At 58.9% G+C, this 25,165-nt stretch carries 25 protein-coding genes, 1 tRNA gene and 1 pseudogene; 16 read left to right on the forward strand and 11 right to left on the reverse strand.

Annotated elements, in window-relative coordinates; translation table 11 throughout:
* Positions 1-55: 55 nt before the first annotated feature.
* Both prpB and U367_RS0114385 read right to left on the reverse strand, forming a co-directional pair.
* Positions 56-949 (reverse strand): methylisocitrate lyase, encoded by an 894-nt coding sequence (gene prpB / locus U367_RS0114380; protein WP_028617524.1) that lies wholly within the window; start codon positions 947-949, stop codon positions 56-58.
* Positions 949-1,659 (reverse strand): GntR family transcriptional regulator, encoded by a 711-nt coding sequence (locus U367_RS0114385; protein WP_016979247.1) that lies wholly within the window; start codon positions 1,657-1,659, stop codon positions 949-951. The genes prpB and U367_RS0114385 overlap by 1 nt, the downstream gene beginning before the upstream one ends.
* A 272-nt stretch (positions 1,660-1,931) precedes the next feature.
* Here U367_RS0114385 and rloA point away from each other — a divergent pair, with 272 nt between their 5' ends.
* From rloA to U367_RS0114415, 6 genes are all read left to right on the forward strand, one after another.
* Positions 1,932-2,468, forward strand: coding sequence for a retropepsin-like aspartic peptidase RloA (gene rloA, locus U367_RS0114390; RefSeq protein WP_028617525.1), 537 nt, complete (start codon positions 1,932-1,934; stop codon positions 2,466-2,468).
* A 5-nt stretch (positions 2,469-2,473) separates the two neighbouring features.
* Complete coding sequence (gene rloB / locus U367_RS0114395; RefSeq protein ID WP_028617526.1) at positions 2,474-4,006, forward strand: osmotic stress tolerance membrane protein RloB; 1,533 nt, start codon at positions 2,474-2,476, stop codon at positions 4,004-4,006.
* Complete coding sequence (locus U367_RS0114400) at positions 4,006-4,992, forward strand: alpha-L-glutamate ligase-like protein (protein WP_016979244.1); 987 nt, start codon at positions 4,006-4,008, stop codon at positions 4,990-4,992. Before rloB ends, U367_RS0114400 begins: the two co-directional genes overlap by 1 nt.
* 85 nt (positions 4,993-5,077) lie before the next feature.
* Positions 5,078-6,421, forward strand: coding sequence for an aminodeoxychorismate synthase component I (gene pabB, locus U367_RS0114405; RefSeq protein WP_028617527.1), 1,344 nt, complete (start codon positions 5,078-5,080; stop codon positions 6,419-6,421).
* A 229-nt stretch (positions 6,422-6,650) separates the two neighbouring features.
* The gene (locus U367_RS0114410; protein ID WP_028617528.1) at positions 6,651-6,953 is read left to right on the forward strand and encodes a type II toxin-antitoxin system HigB family toxin; all 303 of its coding nucleotides are present in this window, start codon (positions 6,651-6,653) and stop codon (positions 6,951-6,953) included.
* Entirely contained in the window at positions 6,953-7,309 is a 357-nt protein-coding gene (locus U367_RS0114415; protein WP_028617529.1) for a helix-turn-helix domain-containing protein, read from the forward strand. The genes U367_RS0114410 and U367_RS0114415 overlap by 1 nt, the downstream gene beginning before the upstream one ends.
* A gap of 124 nt (positions 7,310-7,433) precedes the next feature.
* Here U367_RS0114415 and thrH read toward each other — a convergent pair whose 3' ends face one another.
* Positions 7,434-8,051 (reverse strand): bifunctional phosphoserine phosphatase/homoserine phosphotransferase ThrH, encoded by a 618-nt coding sequence (gene thrH, locus U367_RS0114420; protein ID WP_028617530.1) that lies wholly within the window; start codon positions 8,049-8,051, stop codon positions 7,434-7,436.
* A 153-nt stretch (positions 8,052-8,204) separates the two neighbouring features.
* Between thrH and U367_RS0114425 the strand changes: the two genes are divergently transcribed.
* The 3 genes from U367_RS0114425 (at position 8,205) to U367_RS0114435 (ending at position 11,552) form a co-directional block, all read left to right on the forward strand.
* The gene (locus U367_RS0114425) at positions 8,205-8,939 is read left to right on the forward strand and encodes a phosphoadenylyl-sulfate reductase (protein WP_028617531.1); all 735 of its coding nucleotides are present in this window, start codon (positions 8,205-8,207) and stop codon (positions 8,937-8,939) included.
* A gap of 344 nt (positions 8,940-9,283) precedes the next feature.
* Complete coding sequence (locus U367_RS0114430; RefSeq protein ID WP_028617532.1) at positions 9,284-10,810, forward strand: NCS1 family nucleobase:cation symporter-1; 1,527 nt, start codon at positions 9,284-9,286, stop codon at positions 10,808-10,810.
* 13 nt (positions 10,811-10,823) lie between these two features.
* Positions 10,824-11,552 (forward strand): aspartate/glutamate racemase family protein, encoded by a 729-nt coding sequence (locus tag U367_RS0114435; RefSeq protein ID WP_028617533.1) that lies wholly within the window; start codon positions 10,824-10,826, stop codon positions 11,550-11,552.
* Positions 11,553-11,656: 104 nt separating this feature from the next.
* On the opposite strand, the gene U367_RS0114440 is transcribed toward U367_RS0114435, so the two are convergent.
* Entirely contained in the window at positions 11,657-12,580 is a 924-nt protein-coding gene (locus U367_RS0114440) for a LysR family transcriptional regulator (RefSeq protein ID WP_028617534.1), read from the reverse strand.
* A gap of 126 nt (positions 12,581-12,706) precedes the next feature.
* Here U367_RS0114440 and U367_RS0114445 point away from each other — a divergent pair, with 126 nt between their 5' ends.
* Entirely contained in the window at positions 12,707-13,453 is a 747-nt protein-coding gene (locus U367_RS0114445; RefSeq protein WP_028617535.1) for a 3-oxoacyl-ACP reductase family protein, read from the forward strand.
* A gap of 132 nt (positions 13,454-13,585) precedes the next feature.
* Here U367_RS0114445 and U367_RS0114450 read toward each other — a convergent pair whose 3' ends face one another.
* Positions 13,586-14,272, reverse strand: coding sequence for an HAD-IA family hydrolase (locus U367_RS0114450; protein ID WP_028617536.1), 687 nt, complete (start codon positions 14,270-14,272; stop codon positions 13,586-13,588).
* Between the two features lie 109 nt (positions 14,273-14,381).
* Between U367_RS0114450 and U367_RS01000000130160 the strand changes: the two are divergent.
* Together U367_RS01000000130160 and U367_RS0114460 are read left to right on the forward strand one after the other, a co-directional pair.
* Positions 14,382-14,746: pseudogene (locus U367_RS01000000130160) on the forward strand (DUF2784 domain-containing protein).
* Between the two features lie 54 nt (positions 14,747-14,800).
* Entirely contained in the window at positions 14,801-15,379 is a 579-nt protein-coding gene (locus tag U367_RS0114460; RefSeq protein ID WP_028617537.1) for a DUF4337 domain-containing protein, read from the forward strand.
* A gap of 145 nt (positions 15,380-15,524) precedes the next feature.
* On the opposite strand, the gene U367_RS0114465 is transcribed toward U367_RS0114460, so the two are convergent.
* Entirely contained in the window at positions 15,525-15,893 is a 369-nt protein-coding gene (locus U367_RS0114465) for a hypothetical protein (protein WP_028617538.1), read from the reverse strand.
* A gap of 268 nt (positions 15,894-16,161) precedes the next feature.
* Between U367_RS0114465 and U367_RS0114470 the strand changes: the two genes are divergently transcribed.
* Entirely contained in the window at positions 16,162-16,794 is a 633-nt protein-coding gene (locus U367_RS0114470) for a hypothetical protein (RefSeq protein ID WP_028617539.1), read from the forward strand.
* Positions 16,795-17,061: 267 nt separating this feature from the next.
* Here U367_RS0114470 and U367_RS1000000132585 read toward each other — a convergent pair whose 3' ends face one another.
* Positions 17,062-17,259, reverse strand: a complete 198-nt coding sequence (locus U367_RS1000000132585) for a hypothetical protein (RefSeq protein ID WP_028617540.1) — start codon at positions 17,257-17,259, stop codon at positions 17,062-17,064.
* 116 nt (positions 17,260-17,375) lie between these two features.
* A tRNA-Ser gene (locus tag U367_RS0114480) sits at positions 17,376-17,465 on the reverse strand.
* Positions 17,466-17,801: 336 nt separating this feature from the next.
* Here U367_RS0114480 and U367_RS0114485 point away from each other — a divergent pair.
* The 3 genes from U367_RS0114485 (at position 17,802) to U367_RS0114495 (ending at position 20,531) form a co-directional block, all read left to right on the forward strand.
* On the forward strand, positions 17,802-18,494 hold the full coding sequence (locus U367_RS0114485) for a crotonase/enoyl-CoA hydratase family protein (protein ID WP_028617541.1): 693 nt from the start codon (positions 17,802-17,804) through the stop codon (positions 18,492-18,494).
* A gap of 212 nt (positions 18,495-18,706) precedes the next feature.
* Positions 18,707-19,429 carry a 1-acylglycerol-3-phosphate O-acyltransferase gene (locus U367_RS0114490; RefSeq protein WP_028617542.1) on the forward strand — a complete coding sequence of 241 codons (723 nt, stop codon included), beginning with the start codon at positions 18,707-18,709 and terminating at the stop codon, positions 19,427-19,429.
* Between the two features lie 130 nt (positions 19,430-19,559).
* Positions 19,560-20,531 (forward strand): magnesium and cobalt transport protein CorA, encoded by a 972-nt coding sequence (locus U367_RS0114495; protein WP_028617543.1) that lies wholly within the window; start codon positions 19,560-19,562, stop codon positions 20,529-20,531.
* On the opposite strand, the gene U367_RS0114500 is transcribed toward U367_RS0114495, so the two are convergent.
* From U367_RS0114500 to U367_RS0114510, 3 genes are all read right to left on the reverse strand, one after another.
* Positions 20,528-21,253 (reverse strand): amidotransferase, encoded by a 726-nt coding sequence (locus U367_RS0114500; protein ID WP_028617544.1) that lies wholly within the window; start codon positions 21,251-21,253, stop codon positions 20,528-20,530. The genes U367_RS0114495 and U367_RS0114500 overlap by 4 nt on opposite strands.
* A gap of 112 nt (positions 21,254-21,365) precedes the next feature.
* Positions 21,366-23,513, reverse strand: coding sequence for a 3-hydroxyacyl-CoA dehydrogenase NAD-binding domain-containing protein (locus U367_RS0114505; RefSeq protein ID WP_028617545.1), 2,148 nt, complete (start codon positions 23,511-23,513; stop codon positions 21,366-21,368).
* A gap of 16 nt (positions 23,514-23,529) precedes the next feature.
* Positions 23,530-24,735: an acetyl-CoA C-acetyltransferase gene (locus U367_RS0114510; protein ID WP_028617546.1), complete on the reverse strand. Its 1,206-nt coding sequence runs from the start codon at positions 24,733-24,735 to the stop codon at positions 23,530-23,532.
* Between the last annotated feature and the right edge of the window lie 430 nt (positions 24,736-25,165).

Genomic DNA, 25,165 nt, shown 5'->3' on the forward strand with positions numbered 1-25,165 from the left:
AGGTTCGAAGGCGCAATCGCCGGCAAGCCGGCTCCTACAGTTGTTCGTCAGGCATTTATTTCTTGGCGGCAAACAGCGCGTCGAGCTTCTGCTCGAAGGTGTGGTAGTCGATGCGATCGTAAAGCTCCATGCGGGTCTGCATGGTGTCGATCACGTTCTGTTGGGTGCCATCGCGACGGATCGCGGTATAGACATTCTCGGCGGCCTTGTTCATGGCGCGGAAGGCCGAGAGCGGGTACAGCACGATGGAAACATCGGCAGATTTCAACTGTTCGGTGGTGTACAGCGGCGTGGCGCCGAACTCGGTGATGTTGGCCAGGATCGGGGCCTTCACCTTTGACGCAAAGAGCTTGTACATCTCAAGTTCAGTGATGGCTTCCGGGAACACCATGTCGGCGCCGGCTTCGATGCAAGCGGCGGCGCGCTCCAGCGCAGACTCCAACCCCTCCACCGCCAGGGCATCGGTGCGGGCCATGATCACGAAGCTGTCATCGGTGCGCGCATCCACGGCAGCTTTGATGCGGTCGACCATTTCCTGCTGGGACACGATTTCCTTGTTCGGGCGGTGTCCGCAGCGCTTGGCGCCGACCTGGTCTTCTATATGGATCGCGGCCGCGCCGAACTTGATCATCGACTTGACCGTGCGCGCCACGTTGAACGCCGAGGAGCCGAAACCGGTGTCCACGTCCACCAGCAGCGGCAGGTCGCAGACGTCGGTGATGCGGCGCACGTCAGTCAGCACGTCATCCAGGCCAGTAATCCCCAGATCCGGCACGCCAAGAGAACCGGCAGCCACACCGCCACCCGACAGGTAGATCGCCTTGAAACCGGCGCGCTTGGCCAGCAGCGCGTGGTTGGCATTGATCGCACCGACCACCTGCAAAGGATGCTCGCTGGCGACCGCGTCACGGAAACGCTGGCCTGGAGTCGTCTTATTATTGGAACTCATCATTCACCTCGTGATTGGGCAGTGCCGTCCGGGAAGTGACGGGCAATGTTGCGTTTGGATGCGCCGATATGCCGGCGCATCAACAGTTCGGCCAGTTCACCGTCGCGATCGGCAATCGCGTCAAGGATGCGGTGGTGCTCGGCAAAGGCCTGGCGTGGACGATTGGGGGTGGCGGAGAACTGGATGCGGTACATGCGCACCAATTGGTACAGCTCGCCGCAGAGCATTTGGGTCAGGGTGCGGTTGCCGGCACCTTGAATGATCCGGTAATGAAAATCGAAGTCGCCCTCCTGCTGGTAGTAACCAAGGCCGGCCTGGAAGGCTTCATCGCGCTCATGGGTATGCAGCACCTGGCGCAGCTCTTCGATTTCCGCATCGGTCATGCGCTCGGCGGCCAGGCGGCAGGCCATGCCTTCGAGGGATTCGCGGATTTCATAGAGCTCGATCAGCTCGGCGTGGCTCAATGAAACCACCCGCGCGCCGACATGCGGCACGCGCACCAGCAGCCGCTGGCCTTCCAGCCGATGGATTGCCTCGCGCAGCGGGCCGCGGCTGATGCCATAGGTGCGCGCCAGTTCCGGCTCGGAGATCTTGCTGCCGGGAGCGATCTCACCCTTGACGATGGCGGCCTGGATACGCCGGAAGACGTTCTCGGACATGGTCTGGGAATCGTCTTGCGCCACCACTGGGGATTCCAGCTGATCCAGCATATTGTCGACACCTTCAAAAGCAATGCCGCAAAAACTAGCCAATCAGCCCAGGATAGTCAAAGAATAAATCCATATTGTCGACAATCGTCTAATAACCGCCGATGCACCCTTGCAGGGCATGGCCGCCTGCCAGCGCTGGCGCCAAAAAAGCATCATGTTAGAATGCCCGCCACTTTTGCCTGACATCGCGAGATGAAACGGCGCACGAGGGAGCTTGCGCAGTAATGCCAGTCGCCTTGAATTGAACATCGCACTGCACCGCCTCGGGATTTATGAGACTCAAGCCCTTCCTTCTATTGATTTGCCTCCTGGCTGCACCGGGCCTTGGCGTCGCCGCCGAGAAGACCGTGTACGGCCTCAACGAATACGCCCAGTTGGCCGGGATCGACCTGGAAGTCGCCGCCAAACTGGACACCGGCGCCAAGACCGCCTCCCTCAGTGCCCGTGATATCAAGCGCTTCAAGCGCAACGGTGAATCCTGGGTGCGTTTCTACCTGGCCATCGACACTGCCCATTCCCACCCCATCGAACGCCCCCTGGCACGCGTCAGCAAGATCAAGCGCCGCGCCGGTGACTATGACCCCGATGAGGACAAGAACTACACCGCCCGTCCGGTGATTGCCCTGGATATCTGCATGGGCACCGCTTTACGCAGCATCGAAGTGAACTTGACTGACCGCAGCGCATTCCAATACCCGCTGCTGATCGGCTCCGAAGCGCTGAAACGCTTTGATGCGCTGGTCGACCCCAGTCTTAAATACGCAGCAGGCAAACCCGCCTGCGCCGCCGACGCTCATACCGCCGAGTAAACCGAATGCGCTCTCTGACCCTGCACCTGAAAATCCTCATCGCCATCCTGGTGGTGTTGGGTATTTCGGTCACCGCCTACCAGATCTTCGTGCTGGGGATCCCCGTCACCGAGGACGCCACCGACGACTTGTGGAACATCGACGCCAAGGTCGAGTTCGTCGCCAACCCGAAAGACCCGGTGAAGATCCAGATGTTCGTGCCGCCCCTGAGCCGCGACTTCGTCAGCCTCAACGAGAGCTTTATCTCGAACAACTACGGCGTGAGCGTCAACCGCACCGACGGCAACCGCAAGGTGACCTGGTCGGCACGCCGCGCCAAGGGCAACCAGACCCTGTATTACCGCCTGGTCCTCACCAAGCGTTACAGCGGTGAAAAGGTCAAGGTCAAGGGCCCGACCTTCCGCGACAGCATTGCCGTGGAAGGCCCGGAAAAAATCGCCGCCGAAGCCCTGCTGGCGCCGATCCGCCAGCACTCGGCCGACGTCGAGACCTTTATCAGCGAAGCCATCAAGCGCACCAACAACCTCAATGACGACAATGTGAAGCTGCTGCTGGCGGGCGACCCCTCCATCCCGCACAAGGCCAAGATCGTCGAGTTGCTGCTGTCCATCGCCCACGTACCGGTGGAAAAGGTCCACACCATCCGCCTAGTGGCCGACCAGCCGCAAACCCCTGAACTCTGGCTGCGCAGCTTCAATGGCAATGACTGGCTGTACTTCAACCCGGAAACCGGCGAACAGGGCCTGCCCACCGACCGCCTGCTGTGGTGGACCGGTGATGAAAACCTGATCACCGTCGATGGCGGCAAGAAGGCCATGGTGACGTTCAGCTTGAACAACAGCGAAATGAACGCGATTCGCCTGGCCAAGCTCACGGACGAGAACACCGACGCCAACTTCCTCGAATATTCGCTGTACGGCCTGCCGCTGCAAACCCAGCAGACCTTCATGATCATGGTGATGATCCCGATTGGCGTGCTGGTGATTTTGATCCTGCGCAACTTGATCGGCCTGCAGACCTTGGGCACGTTCACGCCAGTGCTGATCGCCCTGGCGTTCCGCGAGACACAACTGGGCTTCGGGATTGTGCTGTTTACGATTATCACGGCGCTGGGGCTGTCCCTCAGGTCGTACCTGGAACACCTGAAATTGCAGATGCTGCCGAGGTTGTCGGTGGTGCTGACGTTCGTGGTGGTGCTGATCGCGGCGATCAGCCTGTTCAGCCATAAACTGGGGCTGGAGCGCGGGTTGTCGGTGGCGCTGTTCCCGATGGTGATTTTGACCATGACCATCGAACGCCTGTCGATCACCTGGGAAGAGCGTGGCGCCAACCATGCGCTGAAAGTGGCGATTGGTACGCTGTTCGCCGCATCCCTGGCGCACCTGATCATGAGCGTGCCGGAGTTGGTGTACTTCGTGTTTACCTTCCCGGCAATCCTGCTGATTCTGGTGGGCTTCATGCTGGCCATGGGTCGTTATCGCGGCTACCGCTTGACCGAGCTGGTGCGTTTCAAGGCCTTCCTGAAGGCTGACCAGTAATGTTCGGTTTCTGGAAGACCTGGAAAGCCCTGGAAGCGCGGGGAATCATGGGCATCAATCGGCGTAATGCCGACTACGTGCTCAAGTACAACAAGCGCAGCCTGTACCCGATCGTGGATGACAAGATCATCACCAAGGAGCGCGCCCTGGCCGCCGGCATTCATGTGCCGGAGATGTACGGGGTGATTTCCACCGAGAAGGAGATCGACAAGCTCGACGATATCATCGGCGGGCGCAGCGACTTCGTGATCAAGCCGGCCCAGGGCGCCGGCGGTGACGGCATCCTGGTGGTGGCAGACCGCTTTGAAGGTCGCTATCGCACGGTGTCCGGCAAGATCATCAGCCATGAAGAGATCGAGCACCAGATCTCCAGCATCCTCACCGGCCTGTACTCGCTGGGCGGCCACCGCGACCGTGCGTTGATCGAATACCGCGTGGTGCCTGACCAGATCTTCAAGAGCATCAGCTATGAAGGCGTGCCGGACATCCGCATCATCGTGCTGATGGGCTACCCGGTGATGGCCATGCTGCGCTTGCCGACCCGTCAGTCGGGCGGCAAGGCCAACCTGCACCAAGGGGCGATTGGCGTGGGTGTCGACCTCGCGACCGGCCTGACCCTGCGGGGCACCTGGCTAAACAACATCATCACCAAACACCCCGACACCACCAACGCGGTGGATGGCGTGCAACTGCCCAACTGGGACGGTTTCATGAAGCTTGCGGCGGGCTGCTATGAGCTGTGCGGCTTGGGCTATATCGGCGTGGACATGGTGCTCGACCAGGAAAAAGGCCCGCTGATCCTGGAGCTGAATGCGCGGCCTGGGCTGAATATCCAGATCGCCAACGACTGTGGCCTGACCCTGCGCACCCATGCAGTGGAAGCCCGGCTAGAAGAGCTGAAAGCCGCCGGCGTGACGGAAACCCCGGAAGAACGCGTGAAGTTCGTGCAGGAAATGTTTGGGCATATTCCACCTGTGGAAGGCTGAAGATCGCATCGCCGGCAAGCCGGCTCCTACAGAGGAATGCGGTACAATTGCCGCCCCTTCTATGCCCATAGCTGATTCGCCTCGCATGTCGACCTGCTCTGTATACCCACTGCCTTACCAGGCCAACCCCGCTGCGTATTTTGCTGCGATTCGCAATGCGCCTGGCGCGGTGCTGCTGGACAGCGGCCGACCGGCAGCTGAGCGCGGGCGTTATGACCTGCTGAGCGCTTGGCCACAAGCGACATTGACGGTTTCACCTGACGAAAGCGGTGGTGATTTCCTGCAACGCTTGCGGGAAAACCTTACGCAGTTGGGCGAGGCGGATCTGCCCGCGGGCTATGAGCTGCCGTTTGCGGGCGGGCTGATCGGCTACCTGAGCTATGATTTTGGTCGCCATCTTGAGCACATGCCGCACCTTGCCGCGGACGATTTGCACCTGCCGGACGCGCGCTTCGGGCTATATGCCTGGGCATTGATCAGCGATCATCAGGCGCAGACCAGCCAGCTTGTGTTTCATCCGGCACTGGCCGAGAGCGAGCAACAACGCTTGATCACTCTGTTCGGCCAGCCGGTAGCCAGCAACGCGGCGACCTTCAAGCTTAAAGGCCCCATGGCTCCGGACCTCAGCGCCGAGGCCTATCGCCAGGCTATCGTGCGCATCCAGGACTACATCCAGGCCGGCGACTGCTACCAGGTCAACTTTGCCCAGCGCTTCCGAGCGTCGTGCACGGGCGATCCCTGGGTTGCCTACTGCGCCCTGCGCGAAGCCTGCCCGACGCCATTCTCCGGATTCCAGAGCCTGCCGGACGACGGCGCGGTGCTGAGCCTGTCGCCCGAGCGCTTTGTGCATATCAGCGAGCGCCGCGTCGAAACCCGGCCGATCAAAGGCACCCGCCCCCGCGGCCTGACGCCCGAAGACGACGCCGCCAACGCCGCCGAACTGCTGGCCAGCCCCAAGGACCGCGCCGAAAACCTGATGATCGTCGACCTGCTGCGCAACGATCTTGGCCGCACCTGCCGCACCGGCTCGGTGAGCGTGCCGGAGCTGTTCAGCCTGGAGAGCTACCCCAACGTGCACCACTTGGTGAGCAGCGTCATCGGCGAATTGGCCGATGGCAAAGACGCCCTCGACCTGATCGCCGGCAGCTTCCCCGGCGGCTCCATCACTGGCGCGCCGAAGATCCGCGCGATGCAGATCATCGACGAACTTGAGCCGACGCGACGCGGGTTGTACTGCGGGTCGCTGGTGTATCTCGATGTGCGGGGAGAGATGGACAGCTCCATCGCCATTCGCAGTTTGTTGGTCAAGGATGGGCAGGTGTGCTGCTGGGGCGGCGGCGGGATTGTGGCGGATTCGCAGTGGGAGGCGGAGTATCAGGAGTCGCTGACCAAGGTGCGGGTGCTGTTACAAACTTTGGAAAACCTGTAGCCCCCAAGCTCCTCCTGGCTCTGCAACATAGGGCCAGGCAGCAAGAAAGATCCTGATTCAGAACGCGTGTGGACGGTGAGTGAACTGGAAGATAGCGTCCAGCTCCGACCGTCCACCCGCCGTTTGTGAGGGATCACGTGAAGCGTCTGCTTACTCGTCAGAAATTATTTCCGAGATTGCATCTCGACCCAACCACACTCATTATCTCCCAAATTGGGAGGTGGCAGCGATGCGAATAATCGCTCTCTCTACCTTGCGAATATTCTGGGAAAGCCACTCAGCTTATTCCGACGCCAAAGCGCCTCTTGTCGAGCTGCATCGCCCTATGCAAAAGGCGAATTACCCAACGCCGCAAGCGCTCAAAGCAGAGCTTAGAGCGGCAAGCATTCTTAAAAGTGGCAGGGTTGTCTTCAACGTGGGCGGCAACAAGTATCGAGTGATCATGGCGATCGACTATCAGCGACAGCTTGGGTTCATACGTTTCGTGGGGACTCATGCCCAGTACGATCAGATCAACGCGGAGAGCGTGTGATGAACATCAAACCTATACATTCCCATGAGGATCTAACTGCTGCGCTTGCGCGCGTGGAGCAGATATGGGGAGCGGAAATCGGCTCACCTGAGGGTGACGAGCTGGAAATTCTTGCTGTCCTCATTGAGAAGTACGAGGCAGAGCATTTTCCGATGCCGCCCTCGGACCCTGTGGAAGCGATTAAATTTCGCATGGAGCAACTGGGCATGACCGCCCGGGATCTTGAGCCATTTATCGGCACAAGCGGGCGGGTGTCCGAAGTGCTCAATCACAAGCGCAAGTTGAGCTTGTCGATGATCAAGCGCCTGCATGAAGGCTTGCGTATTCCTTATGAGCGCTTACTGGCTGGCATCTGAGATTTGCGGCGTCTGTGAAGGCCCCATCGCGGGCAAGCCCGGCTCCCACAATTGATCGGGTTCACACCACCCAAAGGTGGGAGCTGGCTTGCCTGCGAAGAGGCCATCCGCCGCACTGAAAAACTTACAGGCTCAACGCCCGATTCGACGCCTTGATGAACTCTTTCTTCAAGTCCTCAAAGGTATGCACCGCCGGGAACTGCGGGAACTCGCGAATCACATTCTCCGGCGCATGGAACAGAATCCCACGGTCGGCTTCGCCCAGCATGGTGGTGTCGTTGTAGGAATCACCCGCGGCAATCACGCGGTAGTACAGGCTCTTGAAGGCCAATACCGATTGGCGCTTGGGGTTTTTCTGGCGCAGTTGGTAACTCACCACGCGGTCGGTTTCGTCGGTGATGAGGCGATGGCACAGAAGGGTCGGGAAACCCAGTTGACGCATCAGCGGCTGGGAGAACTCATAGAAGGTGTCCGACAGGATCACCACCTGGAATCGCTCGCGCAGCCAGTTGACGAACTCGACAGCGCCGTCCAGCGGCTTGAGGGTAGCGATCACTGCCTGGATATCCGCGAGCTTGAGCCCGTGTTCATCGAGGATACGCAGGCGCTGCTTCATCAGCACGTCGTAGTCGGGAATGTCCCGAGTGGTGGCCCGCAGGGATTCAATACCGGTTTTTTCGGCGAAGGCGATCCAGATTTCCGGAACCAGCACCCCTTCCAGGTCGAGACAGGCAATTTCCACAAGACACTCCCATTGTTGATGTTATCGGTTGAGCGAGCAAAAGGACTGCCGAACTCTAGCGATTCAAGCTCGCCGCCGCAACGCAGAGCGGATTTTGATACCATCGCTCCCCTATAGAGCGCTCAGCGCCACTGACCTGTAGGAACCGTCCTGATGAACCAAGCCTTCGACGTCGCTGAACTCGCCGCGACTTACGCCAACAAATCTGCCCAAGACATTCTCAAACTGGCATTCAGCCAGTTCGGTGATGACCTGTGGATTTCCTTCAGCGGCGCCGAGGACGTGGTGCTGGTGGACATGGCCTGGAAGCTGAACAAGAACGTCAAGGTGTTCAGCCTCGACACCGGCCGCCTGCACCCGGAGACCTACCGGTTTATCGAGCAGGTGCGTGAGTTCTATAAAATCGACATCGAACTGATCTCGCCGGACCAGAGCAAACTGGAACCCTTCGTCAAAGAAAAGGGCCTGTTCAGCTTCTACAAGGACGGCCATGGCGAATGCTGCGGCGTACGCAAGATCGAGCCGCTGCGCCGCAAACTTTCCGGCGTCAGTGCCTGGGCCACCGGCCAGCGCCGTGACCAGAGCCCGGGCACCCGCAGCCAGGTGGCGGCGCTGGAAATCGACGCAGCCTTCTCCACCCCGGAACGCACCCTGTACAAGTTCAACCCGCTGGCGCAGATGACCAGTGAGGAAGTCTGGGGTTACATCCGTATGCTGGAGTTGCCCTACAACAGCCTGCATGAGCGCGGCTTTATCAGCATCGGCTGCGAACCCTGCACCCGCCCGGTGCTGCCGAACCAGCACGAACGCGAAGGCCGCTGGTGGTGGGAAGAAGCCACGCAGAAGGAATGCGGGCTGCATGCGGGGAATATCATCAGCAAGGGATGACCCTCGATCTGTACACAAGAATGTCACCATTAGTGCCATTCTTGTGTGCACTTATAAAATTACGCACCGAAAAGTTACATTCTTCCCCGCCTCAACACCCTCGCTGTTTTGCACACGCTTCACCCAACAAAATAAATAGCTGTTCAAACGGTCAATTTATATCGCTTTGAATTCAGCCAGTTATTCCATTCGCCTATAAAAACGAAATTACCCACAGTTTTCATAGATCAAAAACTGGCACGCAAGTGGCTTAAGGTGAAATGCGCTTTGTATACAATAAATACAAAACCTACATACACTTTGCCATCTGCGGCTTGGCTGCCGATGCGCTGGAGCCTGCCGGAATGCGTACAAGCCTCTCGAATAACATCGCACTGGATCTGCCCTCCTCCCTGAAGCCCGAAGCCATCGAGCCAGGCCCGCTGGTGCTCAGCCCGCGCCTGCACAACAAGGACTTGGCACCCACCAAAGTCGAAGGCCGGCGCTGGGGGCGCTACAGCATCTTTGCGCTGTGGACCAATGACGTGCACAACATCGCCAACTATTCCTTCGCCATTGGCTTGTATGCCTTGGGCTTGGGTGGCTGGCAGATTCTGTTGTCACTCGGTATCGGCGCGGCGCTGGTGTACTTCTTCATGAACCTGTCGGGATACATGGGGCAGAAGACCGGCGTGCCCTTTCCGGTGATCAGCCGTATCAGCTTCGGCATTCATGGCGCGCAGATTCCGGCGTTGATTCGCGCGGTGATTGCGATTGCCTGGTTCGGTATCCAGACCTACCTGGCTTCGGTAGTTTTCCGAGTGCTTTTAACGGCAATTCATCCGGGTTTTGCCGACTACGACCACAACTCGATCCTGGGCCTGTCGTCGCTCGGCTGGGCCTGTTTCGTGGCGATCTGGTTGGTGCAATTGGTGATCCTGGCCTACGGCATGGAGATGGTCCGCCGCTACGAAGGCTTCGCCGGGCCGGTGATTCTGCTGACGGTAGCGTCGTTGGCCGGTTGGATGTATTTCCAGACCGGCGGTAACATCGCCTGGTCGATCCGCGAACCGCTGCGCGGCGGCGAGATGTGGCGCAATATCTTTGCCGGTGGCGCGCTGTGGCTGGCGATCTACGGCACGCTGATCCTCAATTTCTGCGACTTCGCCCGCTCTTCGCCGTGCCGCAAGACCATCCAAGTCGGCAACTTCTGGGGCTTGCCGGTGAATATCCTGGTGTTTGCCGTGATCACTGTGCTGCTGTGTGGCGGGCAATTCCAGCTCAATGGCCGGGTGATCGAAAGCCCCACTGAAATCATCGCGGCGATTCCCAGCACCTTTTTCCTGGTGCTCGGTTGCCTGGCGTTCCTGATCGTCACCGTGGCAGTGAACATCATGGCCAACTTCGTCGCACCGGCCTTTGTGCTGAGCAACCTGGCGCCCAAGTACCTGAACTTCCGTCGCGCCGGGTTGATCAGCGCCACCGTGGCGGTGCTGATTCTGCCGTGGAACCTCTACAACAGCCCGTTGGTGATCGTCTATTTCCTTTCCGGCCTGGGCGCCCTGCTGGGGCCGCTGTATGGGGTGATCATGGTGGATTACTGGTTGATCCGTAAAAGCCGGGTGGACGTATTGCAGCTGTATAGCGAAGACCCGAATGGCGTTTATTACTACAGCCGTGGGGTCAATTTACGCGCAGTAGCGGCCTTCATTCCCGCAGCCGTGATTGCCATTCTCCTGGCGCTGCTGCCCGGTTTCGCCAGCGTGTCTCCGTTTTCCTGGATGTTTGGCGCCGGTATTGCAGGGGTGCTGTACCTGCTGATCGCCAAGCGTCAGCCGTTCTACGCCGATGTCAGCGGCGAAAGCATTGCAGTCGATAACGTCAGTCATTAATCAAGGACTTTCCATGCGTATCCTCGTGGTCAACGTCAACACCACCGAATCCATCACTGAAACCATCGCCCAGCAGGCACGGGCGGTGGCTGCGCCCGGCACTGAGATTGTCGGGCTCACGCCCTACTTCGGCGCGGAGTCGGTGGAAGGCAACTTTGAAAGCTACCTGGCGGCCATCGCGGTGATGGACCGGGTGATGGCCTACGACCAGCCATTCGACGCGGTGATCCAGGCCGGCTACGGCGAGCACGGTCGCGAAGGCTTGCAGGAACTGCTGAACGTGCCGGTGGTGGACATCACCGAAGCGGCCGCCAGTACGGCGATGTACCTCGGTCACGCCTACTCGGTGGTGACCACCCTGGACCGCACCGTCCCGCTGATCGAAGACCGCCTGAAACTGGCCGGCCTGTACCAACGCTGTGCCTCGGTGCGGGCCAGCGGCATGGCAGTGCTGGAGTTGGAAGAAAATCCGTTGGCGGCGATGGAGGCCATCGTGCGTCAGGCGGAATTGGCCATCAGCGAAGACAAGGCTGAGGTGATCTGCCTGGGCTGTGGTGGCATGGCCGGGCTGGATGAGCAGATTCGCCAGCGCACCGGTGTGCCGGTGGTGGACGGTGTGACCGCTGCGGTGACTATCGCGGAGTCGCTGGTGCGGTTGGGTTTGTCGACGTCGAAGATCAGGACTTATGCGACGCCGAGGCCGAAAAAAGTCATCGGTTGGCCGGGCCAGTTCGGACGGTAGACCGAGGTGTGGCCATCGCAGGCAAGCCAGCTCCCACAGGGGAATGCATTCCAAGGTGGGAGCTGGCTTGCCTGCGATGGCCGCGATGCGGTGTGAGCGTGCAATCAAATGGCACTGAATCGCTGCCCCAACTGCTGTTCGGCAAACTGCTCGATGATGAAATCCACGAATGCACGGGTCTTGCCGGGCAGCAGTTTGTGTTCGGCGTAGTAAATGGAGATGTTACCGTCGTCGACGTACCAGTCGGGCAGCACCCGCACCACCGCGCCGCTGTCCAAGAACGGCACGGCCATGGGCATGCTCACCAAAGCGATGCCCAGGCCCTGGGCGCTGGCGCAGCAGGCCGCTTCGGAGTCGCTCATGGTCATGCCTGGTTTGAGCACCAGCGGGCGGTGTTCGCGCTCGGTGCTGGTCAATTGCCAGGAGCGGATGCGGCCGGTTTGCGGTGAGCGGATGAGAATCCCGGTGCAACGCGCCAAGTCCTCTGGGGTTGATACCGAAGCGCGTTGCGCCAAGTAGCCCGGTGACGCCACCAGCACGCGATGAGCCGGCGTCAACTTGCGCGCAACCACGCCCTGGGGCAGCTCGAAACCACCACCAATGGCGGCATCGAAGCCCTGCCCGATCAGGTCGACCTGGCGGTTATCGAAATGCCAGTCCGGGCTGATATCCGGAAACCGCTGCATGAACGTCCCCAGCAGCGGCACCACATACCGATTACCAAACACCGTACCCATGCTGACCTTGAGCGTGCCCACTGGCCGTCCTTCGGCACTGGCCAGGTTGGCCACGGCGTTCTGGATGGTGGTGAGGCTGCCACTGACTTCGTCAAGAAACAGTTTGCCAGCCTCGGTCAGCGTCAGGCGCCGAGTGCTGCGCTGGAACAAGCGCACACCCAGGCGCGCCTCCAGCTTGGCGACACTTTTGCCGACGGCTGCAGGGGTCAAGCTCAGGTGCCGGGCCGCCTCGGCAAAGCTGCCACCTTCGGCGCTGCGCACAAAGCATTCGATACTGCCAAAGCTTTCCATATCGCCCCACTCTAAACTTTTGGTTTACACAGACTATAGCAATCACGGTCTACCGGGAGGGGCTGGCGAGGTCGATACTCGGTTCCAACAACAAGGCATCCCGCCTTGAACAGCTAGGAGATCGACATGACCACACAGAACCTCAGCGGCAAAGTCGCCTTGATTCAAGGCGGTTCTCGCGGCATCGGCGCCGCTATCGTCAAACGCCTCGCGGCGCAGGGTGCAGCAGTCGCTTTTACCTACGTCAACTCAGCCGCCAAGGCTGAAGAATTGCAGAACAGCGTGATCAGCGAAGGCGGCAAAGCCCTGGCGATCCACGCCGACAGTGCCGATGCCGGCGCCATCCGCAACGCGGTCAACGCCACGGTCGAAGCCTTTGGCCGCCTGGACATTCTGGTGAACAACGCCGGTGTGCTGGCCATCGCGCCGCTGGAAGACTTCAAGCTGGAAGATTTTGACCAGACCCTGGCGATCAACGTACGCAGCGTGTTTATCGCCACCCAGGAAGCGGCCAAGCATATGGGTGAAGGGGGTCGGGTGATCAATATCGGCAGCACCAATGCCGAGCGCATGCCGTTTGGTGGCGGTGGCCCGTATGCAATGAGCAAGGCAGCGCTGGTGGGGTTGACCAAGGGTCTGGCGCGAGATCTGGGGCCACGGGGTATCACCATCAACAATGTGCAGCCTGGACCGGTGGATACCGATATGAACCCGGCGAACAGCGATTTTGCCGAAAGCCTGATCGGGTTGATGGCGGTGGGTCGGTATGGGCATGTCGAGGAAATTGCCAGCTTTGTGGCTTACCTCGCAGGGCCGGAAGCAGGCTACATCACCGGTGCAAGCCTGACCATTGATGGTGGCTTCAGCGCCTAGGGCTTCCTGAACACCGCAAATCAAATGTGGGAGGGGGCTTGCCCCCGATGGCGGTGTAACAGTCAGCTGATTCGTGGCTGCCCCACCGCAATCGGAGGCAAGCCCCCCTCCCACATTTTTAACCGCGATCAGTCAAGGTCGAGGTGGCAGGCCGTAGGCCGCCAGGTCAAAGTCCGCGAGCTTGCGGATGATCTGGTCGGCATGGTGGTATTTGCTGTCGGCCATGGCTTCATCCGGTACGGCGATGGCAGTCATATGGGCAGCTTTGGCAGCAGTGACGCCGAAGGGTGAGTCTTCGAATACCAGGCAATCCTCCGGTGCAACACCCAGGCGGCGGGCGGCGGTGAGGAAGATGTCCGGCGCGGGCTTGGCGGCGCCGACTTCCGGGTCGTCAGCGGTCACGATGGTGTCGAACAGGCCAAACCATTCGCGGTGCAAGGTGGTCTTGTGGCCAAACGAATTGCGCGACGAACTGGTGCCCACGGCAATCGGGATGTTATGTGCCTTCAAGTGCCGCACCAAGGCTTCAGCACCGGGCATGCCCAAGGCTTTTGGGAAGCGCTCGCTCATCAGCGGTTCACGGATCGTCAGGAATTCGGCGGGCGTGATCGGAAGATCCAGCGCCTTCACCACGTAGTCAGCCAAATCCTGGGCGCCGCGCCCGATGATGTGCTGCTTGATGCTCCAATCGTAGGTGCGGCCGTAGCGTTCGGCGATGATCTGTGTGACTTCGGTGTAGATGCCTTCAGTGTCCAGCAACAGCCCGTCCATATCGAATATCACAGCCTTGATTGGGCCGACTCTACGCGGTGCGTTCATCAAAACAGATCCTTGGGGGGAAGGACTAAAAGGATTCAGCACAATAACGGTCACACTTGTCAGCAAGCAACCCTTTAGACTATGAACCTCACCTTTCAAAGTACCCGCAATGCTTTACCGTCTAGCTGCCGACAGCCTCGTGCTATTTCACTTGAGCTTCATCCTCTTTGTCCTGTTCGGCGGGTTGCTTGCGCTGAAATGGCGCCCGGCGATCTGGCTGCACCTGCCCGCCGCGGCATGGGGCGTGGCGGTCGAAGTGTTCCACCTGCCCTGCCCACTGACCCGCTGGGAGAATCTGTTTCGTCACTTCGCCGGGCAGGACGGCTATGGCGGTGGATTATCGAGCATTACATTCTCACGCTGATCTACCCCGCCGGCCTGACTCCGCAGATCCAGTTGGGCCTGGGCGCGTTGGTGCTGACGATCAACATCGCAGTATACGGATGGTTGATCCGGCGTTATGTACAGGCTTGAGACAGCTTCACTGGTCAACAATCAAACTCCCTCATTCCCTTCACAGACGCCCCCATGTCCGAAGCCTTCGAAGTCCCCAGCCCCCACGAAAAACACATCGAACACACCACCGAGCATGCCCACGGCCGCGGCGATAATTTCGCCAGCCGTATCGCCGTGATGACCGCCCTCATGGCCACCCTCGGCGCGATGCTCAGCTACCAGGCCGGCTCGACCGAAAGCGAAGCGGCGATGGACAAGAACAACGCCGCCATCTTCAAGACCGAAGCGGCCAACCAATGGAACTACTACCAGGCCAAGTCCAGCCGGCAAAACCTCGCGGAACTGGCCACTCACATTCCCGGTGTGGACGCGGTGCATTACAAGGAAGAAATCGAGCGCTACAAGAACCAGAAGGAAGACGTGCGCAAGCAGGCCGAGAAGCTTGAAGCCACATCAAAGGAATGGGATGAAAAATCGGAACAGGCGCTGCACCAGCATCATCGCTGGGCCCAGGCAATGACCGCGATCCAGATCGCGATTTCGTTGGCAGCGATTACCTTGCTGACGCGGCGGGAGTGGTTGAAGCGGATGTCGTACACCGCAGGCGGCGCAGCAGTGATACTAGGGAGCCTCGCCTGGCTGCATATCTGACCACTTCCAAACACACAGTACCTGTGGCGAGGGAGCTTGCTCCCGCTGGACTGCGCAGCAGTCCCATCTTCATGGCCGCTTCGCGGCCCAACGGGACGCTGCGACAAGCTCCAGCGCCACAGTCTATGCACTACGCAGCATCGAATCAGGCTCGGTTCGCCGCACGGCTATGGTGGAAGTACAGATACGCCAGCCCGATAGGCGCAATGAAAATCGCCATGGTCCAGCAGATCGCCATGGTGAACACCTTGACGGTCAGCATCAGAATGGCATTCACAAAGAACACGTTGTTGCCAAAAATGTAATCCATGATGCTTTCGTAAACGAAACGCGCGTAGGGATAAAGCAGGCTATTGACCACGCAATAGAACAGCGCGCCCAGTGTGAACACACCGGTTTTCGAATGGGTTAGCGCGGTATAGATCAGCACGGGAAAAATCAGCCCGAACAGGAAGTTGCGGATGTAGTACTGAGCAGAAAGCCCGCCAAATGTCTTGCGAAGTACCGGGTGCATTTAGATCCCTCTGAATGGCTTTATTGGAAAGGCGGCGACCTTAACAAAGCTTGGAAATCTTCTCCAGCGTTGTTGTAAGCCCTTTGCCATTACAGCGCTGCAGAGTAAAAGGAATGGCGAACAACTCACTTCAAGCCGAGGGAGACGGGTGTCCGCATAACCCAAAGAAGCCGTGGCTTCGGGGTCGACGGCTTGGGTGTACGCGCAGGCCTGAAGCGCGGGGTGGTAGTCTTGCCACCTCGAAAAAGTCGACTACAGGGAAGTACTGATGCGGATTCTGTTTTTAGCGCTGGGCTGTTTATTGATCACCGCCTGTTCAAGCAACCCGAAAATACTGTTTGAAGAACACGTCAAAAATAGCACCACGCCGTTAGCACTAACTCCCTCCGAGGCCATGCACAATACGCAGGCGGTGCCCATGCCGATCGACCCGGGATGGCGGCCGCCCCAGTGGAAAATCACTGCCGCGGAACCGCGTATCCTGATCAACGGAGTGCCGTCGAACTACCGATTGTTCAGCGTCGCCTTGATAAAGGACAAACCTTTCCATATCGACGTTAACTCTTGGTGCGTCAACTCGTGCCTGGGGTTCAGCAAATACGCCCTGAACCCTTATTTGATCTTGATGGACGCCCAAGGCAACGTGCAGGCTGAAGGCTTTGGCAAGGCGACGGGCATCGTGGGGGTTATCAGCCAAGTCTTGAAGGGCACGGTGAAAAGCAGCGGGACTTACTACCTTATCGTAGCAGCCGATAACCGCGCGCCAGGGGAAACCATTGTCATAGACAATGTACTGCTGATGGGTGCAGCAGCGAGCCCGATAACGCCATTGCGGATTGGAATGGGCAGCTATCCCTTTGGGTCGGTGGGGCCCTTGTTGAATACGGAAGAGGCGCCTTAAGGCTGTGGCCTTTGAATTGGGCCGATTCCTACGGCCTATTGAGAAGCACCACACACCCGATCCAAATTCACTCCGCCTATAGTCCAGCGGTCGCTCATATGGCGACCGAGTTTGGCGACTCGATGACAAGATGGAATGTAAACAACATTATTTCGGACGACCGCCCCAGTTGATTGCGGCCTATGAAAGCTTCGTCGTTTTTATCTTTGTATTAATGGAGTCAGTCATGAATCAATACATGGCCCACCAGCAACGACAGCATCATTCCTAACCTTTTTCGTCGACACAACCGTCCCGCTTGAAATCTTCCTCGACGCCGCGACCTATCGACTTCGTGCCGTGACGCAGGTGCTTGAGAACCTTGCGCTTCGCAGTGAAATAAGTAGCGATGCGGTTGTACTCCAGAGACTTTGCCTTGCTGTGCTCGATCCCGCTGCGCGGTGGGTGCGATTTGCTGGATGTCATAGGGCGACGCATAGATATGCCAAGCGCGTGATTCGATAAAGGTAAGATTTTCGAAACCCAGAAACTACAAAACCCCTGGTTTCTCTCGAAACCAGGGGTTTTGTTTACATCGAATTTGGCGGTGAAGGAGAGATTCGAACTCTCGATACAATTTCTTGTATACACACTTTCCAGGCGTGCTCCTTAAGCCACTCGGACACTTCACCGTATCTCGTCAAACCAGTTCAGTCTGTCGAGGCGCGCTAATGTAGTCGAAAGCCTTTCTGATGGCAAAGGTTTTTTTCAGAATTTTCATGCGGTTAGCCGGTTATGCCGATCCGCTCCCGGCAAGGGGCGGTGATTGTGCCATTCTCAGGCATCGGCAGGATGCGTCTGGGGCGGCGATTGCGCCCTGCCCTAGGCTTTCCAAACGCCTGTGTGCGGGAAAAGTCTGACTGGGCAGTCAGTCACAGCGCTTTACCGGGGCAGGCGTGGTGGGTAACGTCTGCGCATGCACTGCTATTTAAAAGCCTTCTATAACAATTCCTACAAGGAACCGCGTCATGAGTGAGTTGATTGCCTACCACCTCGAAGACGGTATCGCGACCCTGACCTTGAGCAACGGCAAGGTAAATGCCATTTCTCCGGCGGTGGTCAGTGCCTTTAATGAAGCGCTGGATCAGGCCGAGAAGGACCGGGCGGTGGTGGTGATCACCGGCACGCCGGGGATTCTGTCGGGTGGTTATGATTTGAAGGTGATGACCGCCGGTCCTAAAGAGGCGATCGGCCTGGTGACGTCCGGTTCGACCTTGGCGCGTCGTCTGTTGTCGCACCCGTTCCCGGTGATTGTGGCGTGCCCTGGGCATGCGGTGGCCAAGGGTGCGTTCCTGCTGTTGTCGGCGGATTATCGGATTGGGGTGGAAGGCCCGTTCAGCATTGGCCTGAACGAGGTGGCAATCGGCATGACCATGCACTACGCCGGTATCGAGCTGGCGCGGGATCGTTTGCGGAAGTCGGCCTTCCATCGTTCGGTGATCAATGCCGAGATGTTTGACCCGCAGGGCGCGTTACAAGCCGGTTTCCTCGATAAGGTGGTGGCACCGGAGGAATTGCATGCGGCTGCGCTGGAGGCGGCACGTCAGTTGAAGAAGCTGAACATGAATGCGCACAAACACACCAAGTTGAAGGTGCGTAAAGAGCTTCTGGAGGCATTGGACGATGCAATCATCCAGGACCAAGGGCATATCCTTAGCTAAGTCCTACCCCTGATATGTCAGAGCCCGACCTTGAGTCGGGCTTTTTCTTACAAATAAATCCGAATCATCTTTAGCCGCTCTAGCCTGCCCGTGTCGATAGATGTTGAAACATGCTCTTAAACATCGGCTATCTCCTACCTCTACAGGGGTAATTGCCGAATACAGTGCACAACCGTACACTGCGCCACCTTTTTTCCCGATGGGCCGTGTCGATGCTTTTTCTGCTGCGTATGTTGTTGATGGGCCTGCACTTTATGCTCGCCGGTGTGCTGGGCGTGCTGGTCGGTCTGTGTCGACCGTTCAATCCGGACAACAGTCGCCTATGTGCTCGTCTCTATGCGCTACCGGCCATGTGGATTCTGCACCTGAACGTGAAAGCCGATGTGGACTCGCTGCGCAACAAGCCTGGTACCTGCGTGATCATCGCCAACCACCAGTCCAATTATGACCTGTTTGTGTTCGGCAACGTGGTGCCCTACCGCACCGTGTGCATCGCCAAGAAAAGCCTGAAGTGGGTGCCGCTGTTCGGTCAGTTGTTCTGGCTGGCGGGCAATGTGCTGATCGACCGAAGCAATGCGCACAAGGCTCGCCGCGCGATGCTCACCACGACTCACACTTTGCAGCATGAAGACACGTCGATCTGGGTGTTTCCGGAGGGCACGCGCAACCTGGGCAAGGGCTTGCTGCCGTTCAAGAAAGGCGCGTTCCATATGGCGATTGCGGCCGGTGTGCCGATCGTGCAGGTGTGTGTCAGTAATTACGTGACACACATGCAGCTCAATCGCTGGAACAGTGGGGATGTGCTCATACGGTCGTTGCCGCCGATTCCTACGACTGGCCTGACTTCGGATGACATCCCGGCGTTGATGCAGGCGTGTCATGTGCAGATGGATGAATGCATCGCGCAGATGGACCGCGAGTTGCGAGCTGTCTGAACATTCTGGGGACGCTTCGCACCCAGCGCGAGCAAGCTCGCTCACCACAAAAAAGCTTGCCGCTACGACGGAACGCCATTCAGGCTAAGCTGCCCAACACCTGTCCTCCCAATAAGAAGCGATCAGCACCATGGGTAGAGTTGTTGCGGCCGCCGTCTACAGCGCCGGTAAGAAAGTCACGGATATCACCCTTGATGAAGGCGCGGCCTGGGCCGCCAAACCCGACCACTTTGTGTGGATCGGCCTGGAAGAACCCGATGCCCAAGAGCTGGCCAACCTGCAACGCCAGTTCAACCTGCATGAATTGGCCATTGAAGACGCCCTGGAAAAACACAGCCGCCCCAAACTGGAAACCTTCGGCGACGCACTGTTTATCGTCACTTACTCACCGGTGCGCGAGAACGGCAAGCTGGAGTTCATCGAAACCCATATCTTTGCCGGCAACGGCTACATCATTACCGCCCGCAACGGTCACTCGGCGTCCTACGGTTTTGTGCGCCAGCGCTGTGAGGCGCGGCCGCTGTTGCTGGAGCATGGGGAAGATTTCGTACTTTATGCGCTGCTGGATTTCGTCACCGAGAACTACCAGCCGGTGAGCGAAGCGATCCATGCCGAGATCGATGAGCTGGAGCGCAATGTGCTGTGCAGTTCGTTGAGCGAGCGTGATATCCAGAAGATCCACGGCCTGCGCCGCGACGTGCTGCGGCTCAAGCGCTACGTAGCGCCGATGGTGGAGATCAGCCAGGAGCTGCAGAAACTCAGCTTTCCGTTTATCGACAAGAACATGCGCCCGTATTTCCGCGACGTGCAGATTCACGTGACGCGGCAGATGGAAGACCTGACCACCCTGCGCGATATCGCCAGCCAGACCATCGAGATCGGTGTGTTACTGGAGGCTTCGCGCCAGAGCGTAGTCCAGCGCAAGTTCGCCGCGTGGGCAGCGATACTCGCCTTCCCCACCGCGGTGGCGGGGATCTACGGGATGAACTTCCAGAACATGCCCGAGCTGCAATGGCACTACGGCTATTTTGCGGTGCTCGGGTTTATTGCGGCAGGCTGCACGGGTTTGTGGGCGAGCTTCAAACGTTCGGGTTGGCTTTAAACCCGGGCCTCGGGCTTGTGTGCCACAAAACGCATCATCCATTCCGCCACGGTTGCACCGTGGTGGTCACGCTCCAGGCTGGCGACGCCGTTGGTGTAGACCTTTTCGCCCAAGGTTGTCTGAAGGATCTCCAGCAACTCGCGGGAATAGTCGTGGATAAATTCCGGGTGGCCCTGGAAGCACAGCACCTGGTCGCCGATGTGGTACGCCGCAAACGGGCAGAACGCGCTGGATGCAATCACCGTGGCGTTCTCCGGCAGCGTGGTCACCTGGTCCTGGTGGCTGATCAACAGCGTCAACTCTTCCACTTCCGGGCTCATCCACGGCGTCTTGGCATCCAGCTTATAGTCGTGGATGCCCATGCCCCAGCCCTGGCCGGCGCGTTCAGTCTTGCCGCCGAGCAACAGTGCCAGCAGTTGGTGACCGAAGCAGATGCCGAGCAGCTTGTCGCCGCGCTCATAACGTTCGAGCAGGTAGGTCTTGAGGGTCTGGATCCAAGGGTCCGTTCCAAAGGAATCGGCCTTGCTGCCGGTCACCAGGTAGGCATCGAACACTTCATCGTCCGACGGGTATTCGCCATTCACCACGTTGTACACGACAAACTCGGCGGGAATGGGCTGCTTGGCGAACAGGCGCTTGAACATCTGCCCGTACCCTTGGTATTGATCGATCAAGCCTGGACGCAGGATATCGGTTTCCAGGATACAGACGCGTAGCGACATAAAAAATACCTGACACGGTGATGGGAATATTGCACACCCCAGAGCCTGCCTTGAAATACCCCTTCAAGGCAAGCCCCTCCTGCTTCACCGGAACATAGTCATCGGAACATAGTCACCGGAACACGTCACCTTGCGCCGCTTTCTCCAGCAACAACGCCGGTGGCGTGAAGCGTTCGCTATATTGCTCAGCCAAGTAGCGAGCGCGGGCAATGAAGTCGTTCAGCCCATATTGGTTGATGAACTGCAACGCGCCGCCGCTCCAGGCCGCGAAACCAATGCCGAAAATCGACCCCACGTTCGCGTCCGCCGTAGACATCAACACACCCTCCTCCACGCAACGCACGGTCTCGATGGCCTGGATAAACAGCAAGCGGTCGCGCACATCCTGTGGCGAGATGCGTTGGTCGGGCCGTTCAAAGCGGCTTTTCAGCTCTGGCCAAAGGTATTTCTGTCCACCGTTGGGATATTCATAAAAACCGCCCCCCGCCGCCTTGCCCATGCGCTTGTATTCGTTGACCAACAGATCGATCACCGCCGTTGCCGGATGCGTCGGCACAGCCTTGCCTTCTGCCTGCAGATCCTTGGCCGTCTGCTGTCTTATATGGCTCATCAGGCTGAGGGAAACTTCATCCGACACCGCCAGCGGCCCCACCGGCATGCCGGCTTTGCGCGCTTCGGTCTCGATCATCGGCGCCGCCACGCCTTCGCCCAACATGGCAATACCTTCGTTGGTGAAGGTGCCAAACACCCTTGAGGTGAAGAACCCACGACTGTCATTGACCACGATCGGGGTTTTCTTGATTTGCAGCACGAAGTCGAAACCACGGGCCAGGGTTTCGTCGCTGGTGTGGGAACCCTTGATGATTTCCACCAGAGGCATCTTGTCCACCGGGCTAAAAAAATGCAGGCCGATGAACTTGGCTTGATCCGGCACCGCCGTGGCCAGCCCACTGATGGGCAAGGTGGAGGTGTTGGAGGCGATCACGGCGTCGGTGCCGACCACGTGTTGCGCGGCGGCTGAGACCCTGGCCTTGAGTTCGCGATCTTCGAACACCGCTTCGATGATCAGGTCGCAACCGGCCAGGTCGTCATCGCTGGCCGTAGGAAGAATCCGCGACAAGGTGGTTTCCCGCTGTTCGGCGGTCAGTTGCCCACGGCTGACTTTCTTGTCCAGCAACGCCGCCGAATGCGCCTTGCCCTTCTCGGCGGCCGCAAGATTGATGTCCTTGAGCACCACCTCAATTCCCGCGCTGGCGCTGACGTAAGCGATGCCTGCGCCCATCATCCCGGCACCGAGCACGCCGACTTTGCGGGTAACGTTGGGCGCAAAACCTTGCGGCCGAGAACTGCCTGCGTTGATCTCATTGAGCTGGAACCAGAACGTGCCGATCATGTTCTTCGCCACTTGCCCCGTCACCAGCTCGGTGAAATAGCGCGTTTCGATCAGGTGTGCGGTGTCGAAATCCACTTGGGCGCCTTCGACGGCGGCGCAGAGGATTTTCTCCGGAGCGGGGAAACAGCCCTGGGTTTTACTGCGCAAAATCGAAGGCGCAATCGCCAGCATCTGCGCAACTTTCGGGCTCGATGGTGTACCACCGGGAATCTGGTAGGCCTTGTTGTCCCACGGTTGCTTGGCGTCCGGATTGGCCAGGATCCAGGCGCGGGACTTGGCCAGCAGTTCATCGCGATCCGCCGCCAGCTCATGCACCAGCCCGGCTTGCAGCGCCTGTTGCGGCCGGACCTTCTTGCCTTCGAGCAGATACGGCAAGGCCTTTTCCAACCCGAGCATGCGCACCATGCGCACCACCCCGCCGCCACCCGGCAGCAGGCCCAAAGTGACTTCCGGCAAGCCAAGCTGCACCGATTTGTCGTCCAGCGCCACGCGGTAATGGCATGCCAGGCAAATCTCCCAGCCGCCCCCCAAAGCCGCGCCATTGATGGCGGCCACTACCGGTTTGCCGAGGGTTTCCAGCCGGCGTAGTTGCGCTTTCAGTACTAGCACGCCGTCGTAGAAATCCTTGGCATGGGCCTTGTCGACCGCGATCAGTTCATTGAGGTCGCCGCCGGCAAAAAATGTCTTTTTGGCCGAGGTAATCACCACCCCGGCAAAGCTGTCTTTTTCCGCCTCCAGGCGCTCCACCGTAGCCGCCATGGCCTCACGGTACGCGCCGTTCATGGTGTTGGCGCTCTGGCCGGGCATATCGAGGGTCAGCACCACGACGCCGTCCTGGCCTTTTTCGTAACGAATAGCTTGGGTCATGACAAATTCCTTGGGCTCAGAGGCGTTCGATAATGGTGGCGATGCCCATGCCACCGCCGACACACAGGGTGGCCAGGCCGTAGCGCTGCTGGCGCACTTCCAGCTCGTCGAGCAAGGTGCCGAGGATGGCGCAACCGGTGGCACCCAGTGGGTGGCCCATGGCGATGGAGCCACCATTCACGTTGACCCGCGCCGCGTCGATGCGCATGTCCTTGATGAACTTGAGTACCACCGAAGCAAAGGCTTCGTTGACCTCGAACAGGTCGATGTCTTCGACGCGCAACCCGGCCTTGACCAGAGCCTTGCGCGTAGCGGGCGCGGGGCCGGTGAGCATAATGGTCGGATCGGTACTGGTGACCGCCGTGGCGACGATACGCGCGCGGGGTTGCAGGCCCAGTTCGCGGCCCTTGGCCTCGGAGCCGATCAGCATCAACGCGGCGCCATCGACGATGCCGGAGCTGTTGCCCGGCGTGTGCACATGGTGGATGCGCTCCACATGGCTGTAGACCCGCAACGCGGTGGCGTCGAAGCCCATCTGCCCCATCATTTCAAAGCTGGGCTTGAGCTTGCCCAGGCCTTCCAGGGTCGAATCGCCCCGGATGAATTCGTCATGGTCCAGCAGCACAATACCGTTCTGGTCCTGCACCGCTATCAACGATTTATTGAAGGAACCTTCCGCACGCGCCCTAGCCGCTTTCTGTTGGGAATGTAGGGCGAAAGTGTCGACGTCTTCACGGGTAAAACCTTCCAGGGTCGCAATCAGGTCCGCGCCGATGCCCTGAGGAGTGAAGTGGCTGTGCATATTGGTCTGCGGGTCGAGCACCCAGGCGCCGCCGTCACTCCCCATGGGCACGCGCGACATGGACTCGACGCCACCAACCACCACCAGGTCTTCGAAGCCGGAGCGCACTTTCATTGCGCCCAGGTTGACGGCTTCCAGGCCCGACGCGCAAAAGCGGTTGATCTGCACACCGGCGACGCTGATGTCCCAGTCCGCAGCCAGGGCGGCAGTCTTGGCGATGTCGGCGCCCTGATCGCCGATCGGGGTCACGCAGCCGAGCACGATGTCGTCCACCTGGTGGGTGTCGAGGTCGCTGCGTCGGGCCAGCGCGGTGAGCAGGCCGGCCACCAGGTTCACCGGCTTGACGCTGTGCAAGGCACCGTCGGCCTTGCCTTTGCCACGGGGCGTGCGTATCGCATCAAAGATCAAAGCTTGGGTCATGACGTCCTCGAACCGCTGTGCATGTGTGCCTCTACCTTAGGCCCGATTGACACGGTTTCAATGACGGATGCGCTCATTGCTTTTGACCCCCTCGCTCGGACGAACGGTAGTGTCCTAAGATAATTGCCGGGTTAATCGTTTTAGCTGTCTAGCCAAGGCATTGGCGCCAAGATGGCGATATGCCTCATGCCTTTTTAAGCTGAATTGCTTATTAGTTGATATGAAATGAGTCTAAGCCAAGAAGAACGAGGGCTCTAAGGTTGAATCAGTAGGAAGTCGCTGCCGGGTTTTGCTGGAGCGGCTGTAAGAAAAGCGACACGTCATCTCGCCATACTGAAATAAAACCGGCACGCATTTGACGCTCAGGAATAACAACAAAAGGCAGTCAGCCATGTTCAAACATTCGAAAGTACGTCAGGCGGGACTCATT

The organism is Pseudomonas canadensis, assembly GCF_000503215.1.
Lineage (GTDB): Bacteria > Pseudomonadota > Gammaproteobacteria > Pseudomonadales > Pseudomonadaceae > Aquipseudomonas > Aquipseudomonas canadensis.

Coding starts and splice junctions, on each gene's coding strand:
- prpB (WP_028617524.1), bottom strand. CDS start 949: ATGAGTTCCAATAATAAGACGACTCCAGGCCAGCGTTTCCGTGACGCG.
- U367_RS0114385 (WP_016979247.1), bottom strand. CDS start 1,659: ATGCTGGATCAGCTGGAATCCCCAGTGGTGGCGCAAGACGATTCCCAG.
- rloA (WP_028617525.1), top strand. CDS start 1,932: ATGAGACTCAAGCCCTTCCTTCTATTGATTTGCCTCCTGGCTGCACCG.
- rloB (WP_028617526.1), top strand. CDS start 2,474: ATGCGCTCTCTGACCCTGCACCTGAAAATCCTCATCGCCATCCTGGTG.
- U367_RS0114400 (WP_016979244.1), top strand. CDS start 4,006: ATGTTCGGTTTCTGGAAGACCTGGAAAGCCCTGGAAGCGCGGGGAATC.
- pabB (WP_028617527.1), top strand. CDS start 5,078: ATGTCGACCTGCTCTGTATACCCACTGCCTTACCAGGCCAACCCCGCT.
- U367_RS0114410 (WP_028617528.1), top strand. CDS start 6,651: ATGCGAATAATCGCTCTCTCTACCTTGCGAATATTCTGGGAAAGCCAC.
- U367_RS0114415 (WP_028617529.1), top strand. CDS start 6,953: ATGAACATCAAACCTATACATTCCCATGAGGATCTAACTGCTGCGCTT.
- U367_RS0114425 (WP_028617531.1), top strand. CDS start 8,205: ATGAACCAAGCCTTCGACGTCGCTGAACTCGCCGCGACTTACGCCAAC.
- U367_RS0114430 (WP_028617532.1), top strand. CDS start 9,284: ATGCGTACAAGCCTCTCGAATAACATCGCACTGGATCTGCCCTCCTCC.
- U367_RS0114435 (WP_028617533.1), top strand. CDS start 10,824: ATGCGTATCCTCGTGGTCAACGTCAACACCACCGAATCCATCACTGAA.
- U367_RS0114440 (WP_028617534.1), bottom strand. CDS start 12,580: ATGGAAAGCTTTGGCAGTATCGAATGCTTTGTGCGCAGCGCCGAAGGT.
- U367_RS0114445 (WP_028617535.1), top strand. CDS start 12,707: ATGACCACACAGAACCTCAGCGGCAAAGTCGCCTTGATTCAAGGCGGT.
- U367_RS0114450 (WP_028617536.1), bottom strand. CDS start 14,272: ATGAACGCACCGCGTAGAGTCGGCCCAATCAAGGCTGTGATATTCGAT.
- U367_RS0114460 (WP_028617537.1), top strand. CDS start 14,801: ATGTCCGAAGCCTTCGAAGTCCCCAGCCCCCACGAAAAACACATCGAA.
- U367_RS0114465 (WP_028617538.1), bottom strand. CDS start 15,893: ATGCACCCGGTACTTCGCAAGACATTTGGCGGGCTTTCTGCTCAGTAC.
- U367_RS0114470 (WP_028617539.1), top strand. CDS start 16,162: ATGCGGATTCTGTTTTTAGCGCTGGGCTGTTTATTGATCACCGCCTGT.
- U367_RS1000000132585 (WP_028617540.1), bottom strand. CDS start 17,259: ATGACATCCAGCAAATCGCACCCACCGCGCAGCGGGATCGAGCACAGC.
- U367_RS0114485 (WP_028617541.1), top strand. CDS start 17,802: ATGAGTGAGTTGATTGCCTACCACCTCGAAGACGGTATCGCGACCCTG.
- U367_RS0114490 (WP_028617542.1), top strand. CDS start 18,707: ATGCTTTTTCTGCTGCGTATGTTGTTGATGGGCCTGCACTTTATGCTC.
- U367_RS0114495 (WP_028617543.1), top strand. CDS start 19,560: ATGGGTAGAGTTGTTGCGGCCGCCGTCTACAGCGCCGGTAAGAAAGTC.
- U367_RS0114500 (WP_028617544.1), bottom strand. CDS start 21,253: ATGTCGCTACGCGTCTGTATCCTGGAAACCGATATCCTGCGTCCAGGC.
- U367_RS0114505 (WP_028617545.1), bottom strand. CDS start 23,513: ATGACCCAAGCTATTCGTTACGAAAAAGGCCAGGACGGCGTCGTGGTG.
- U367_RS0114510 (WP_028617546.1), bottom strand. CDS start 24,735: ATGACCCAAGCTTTGATCTTTGATGCGATACGCACGCCCCGTGGCAAA.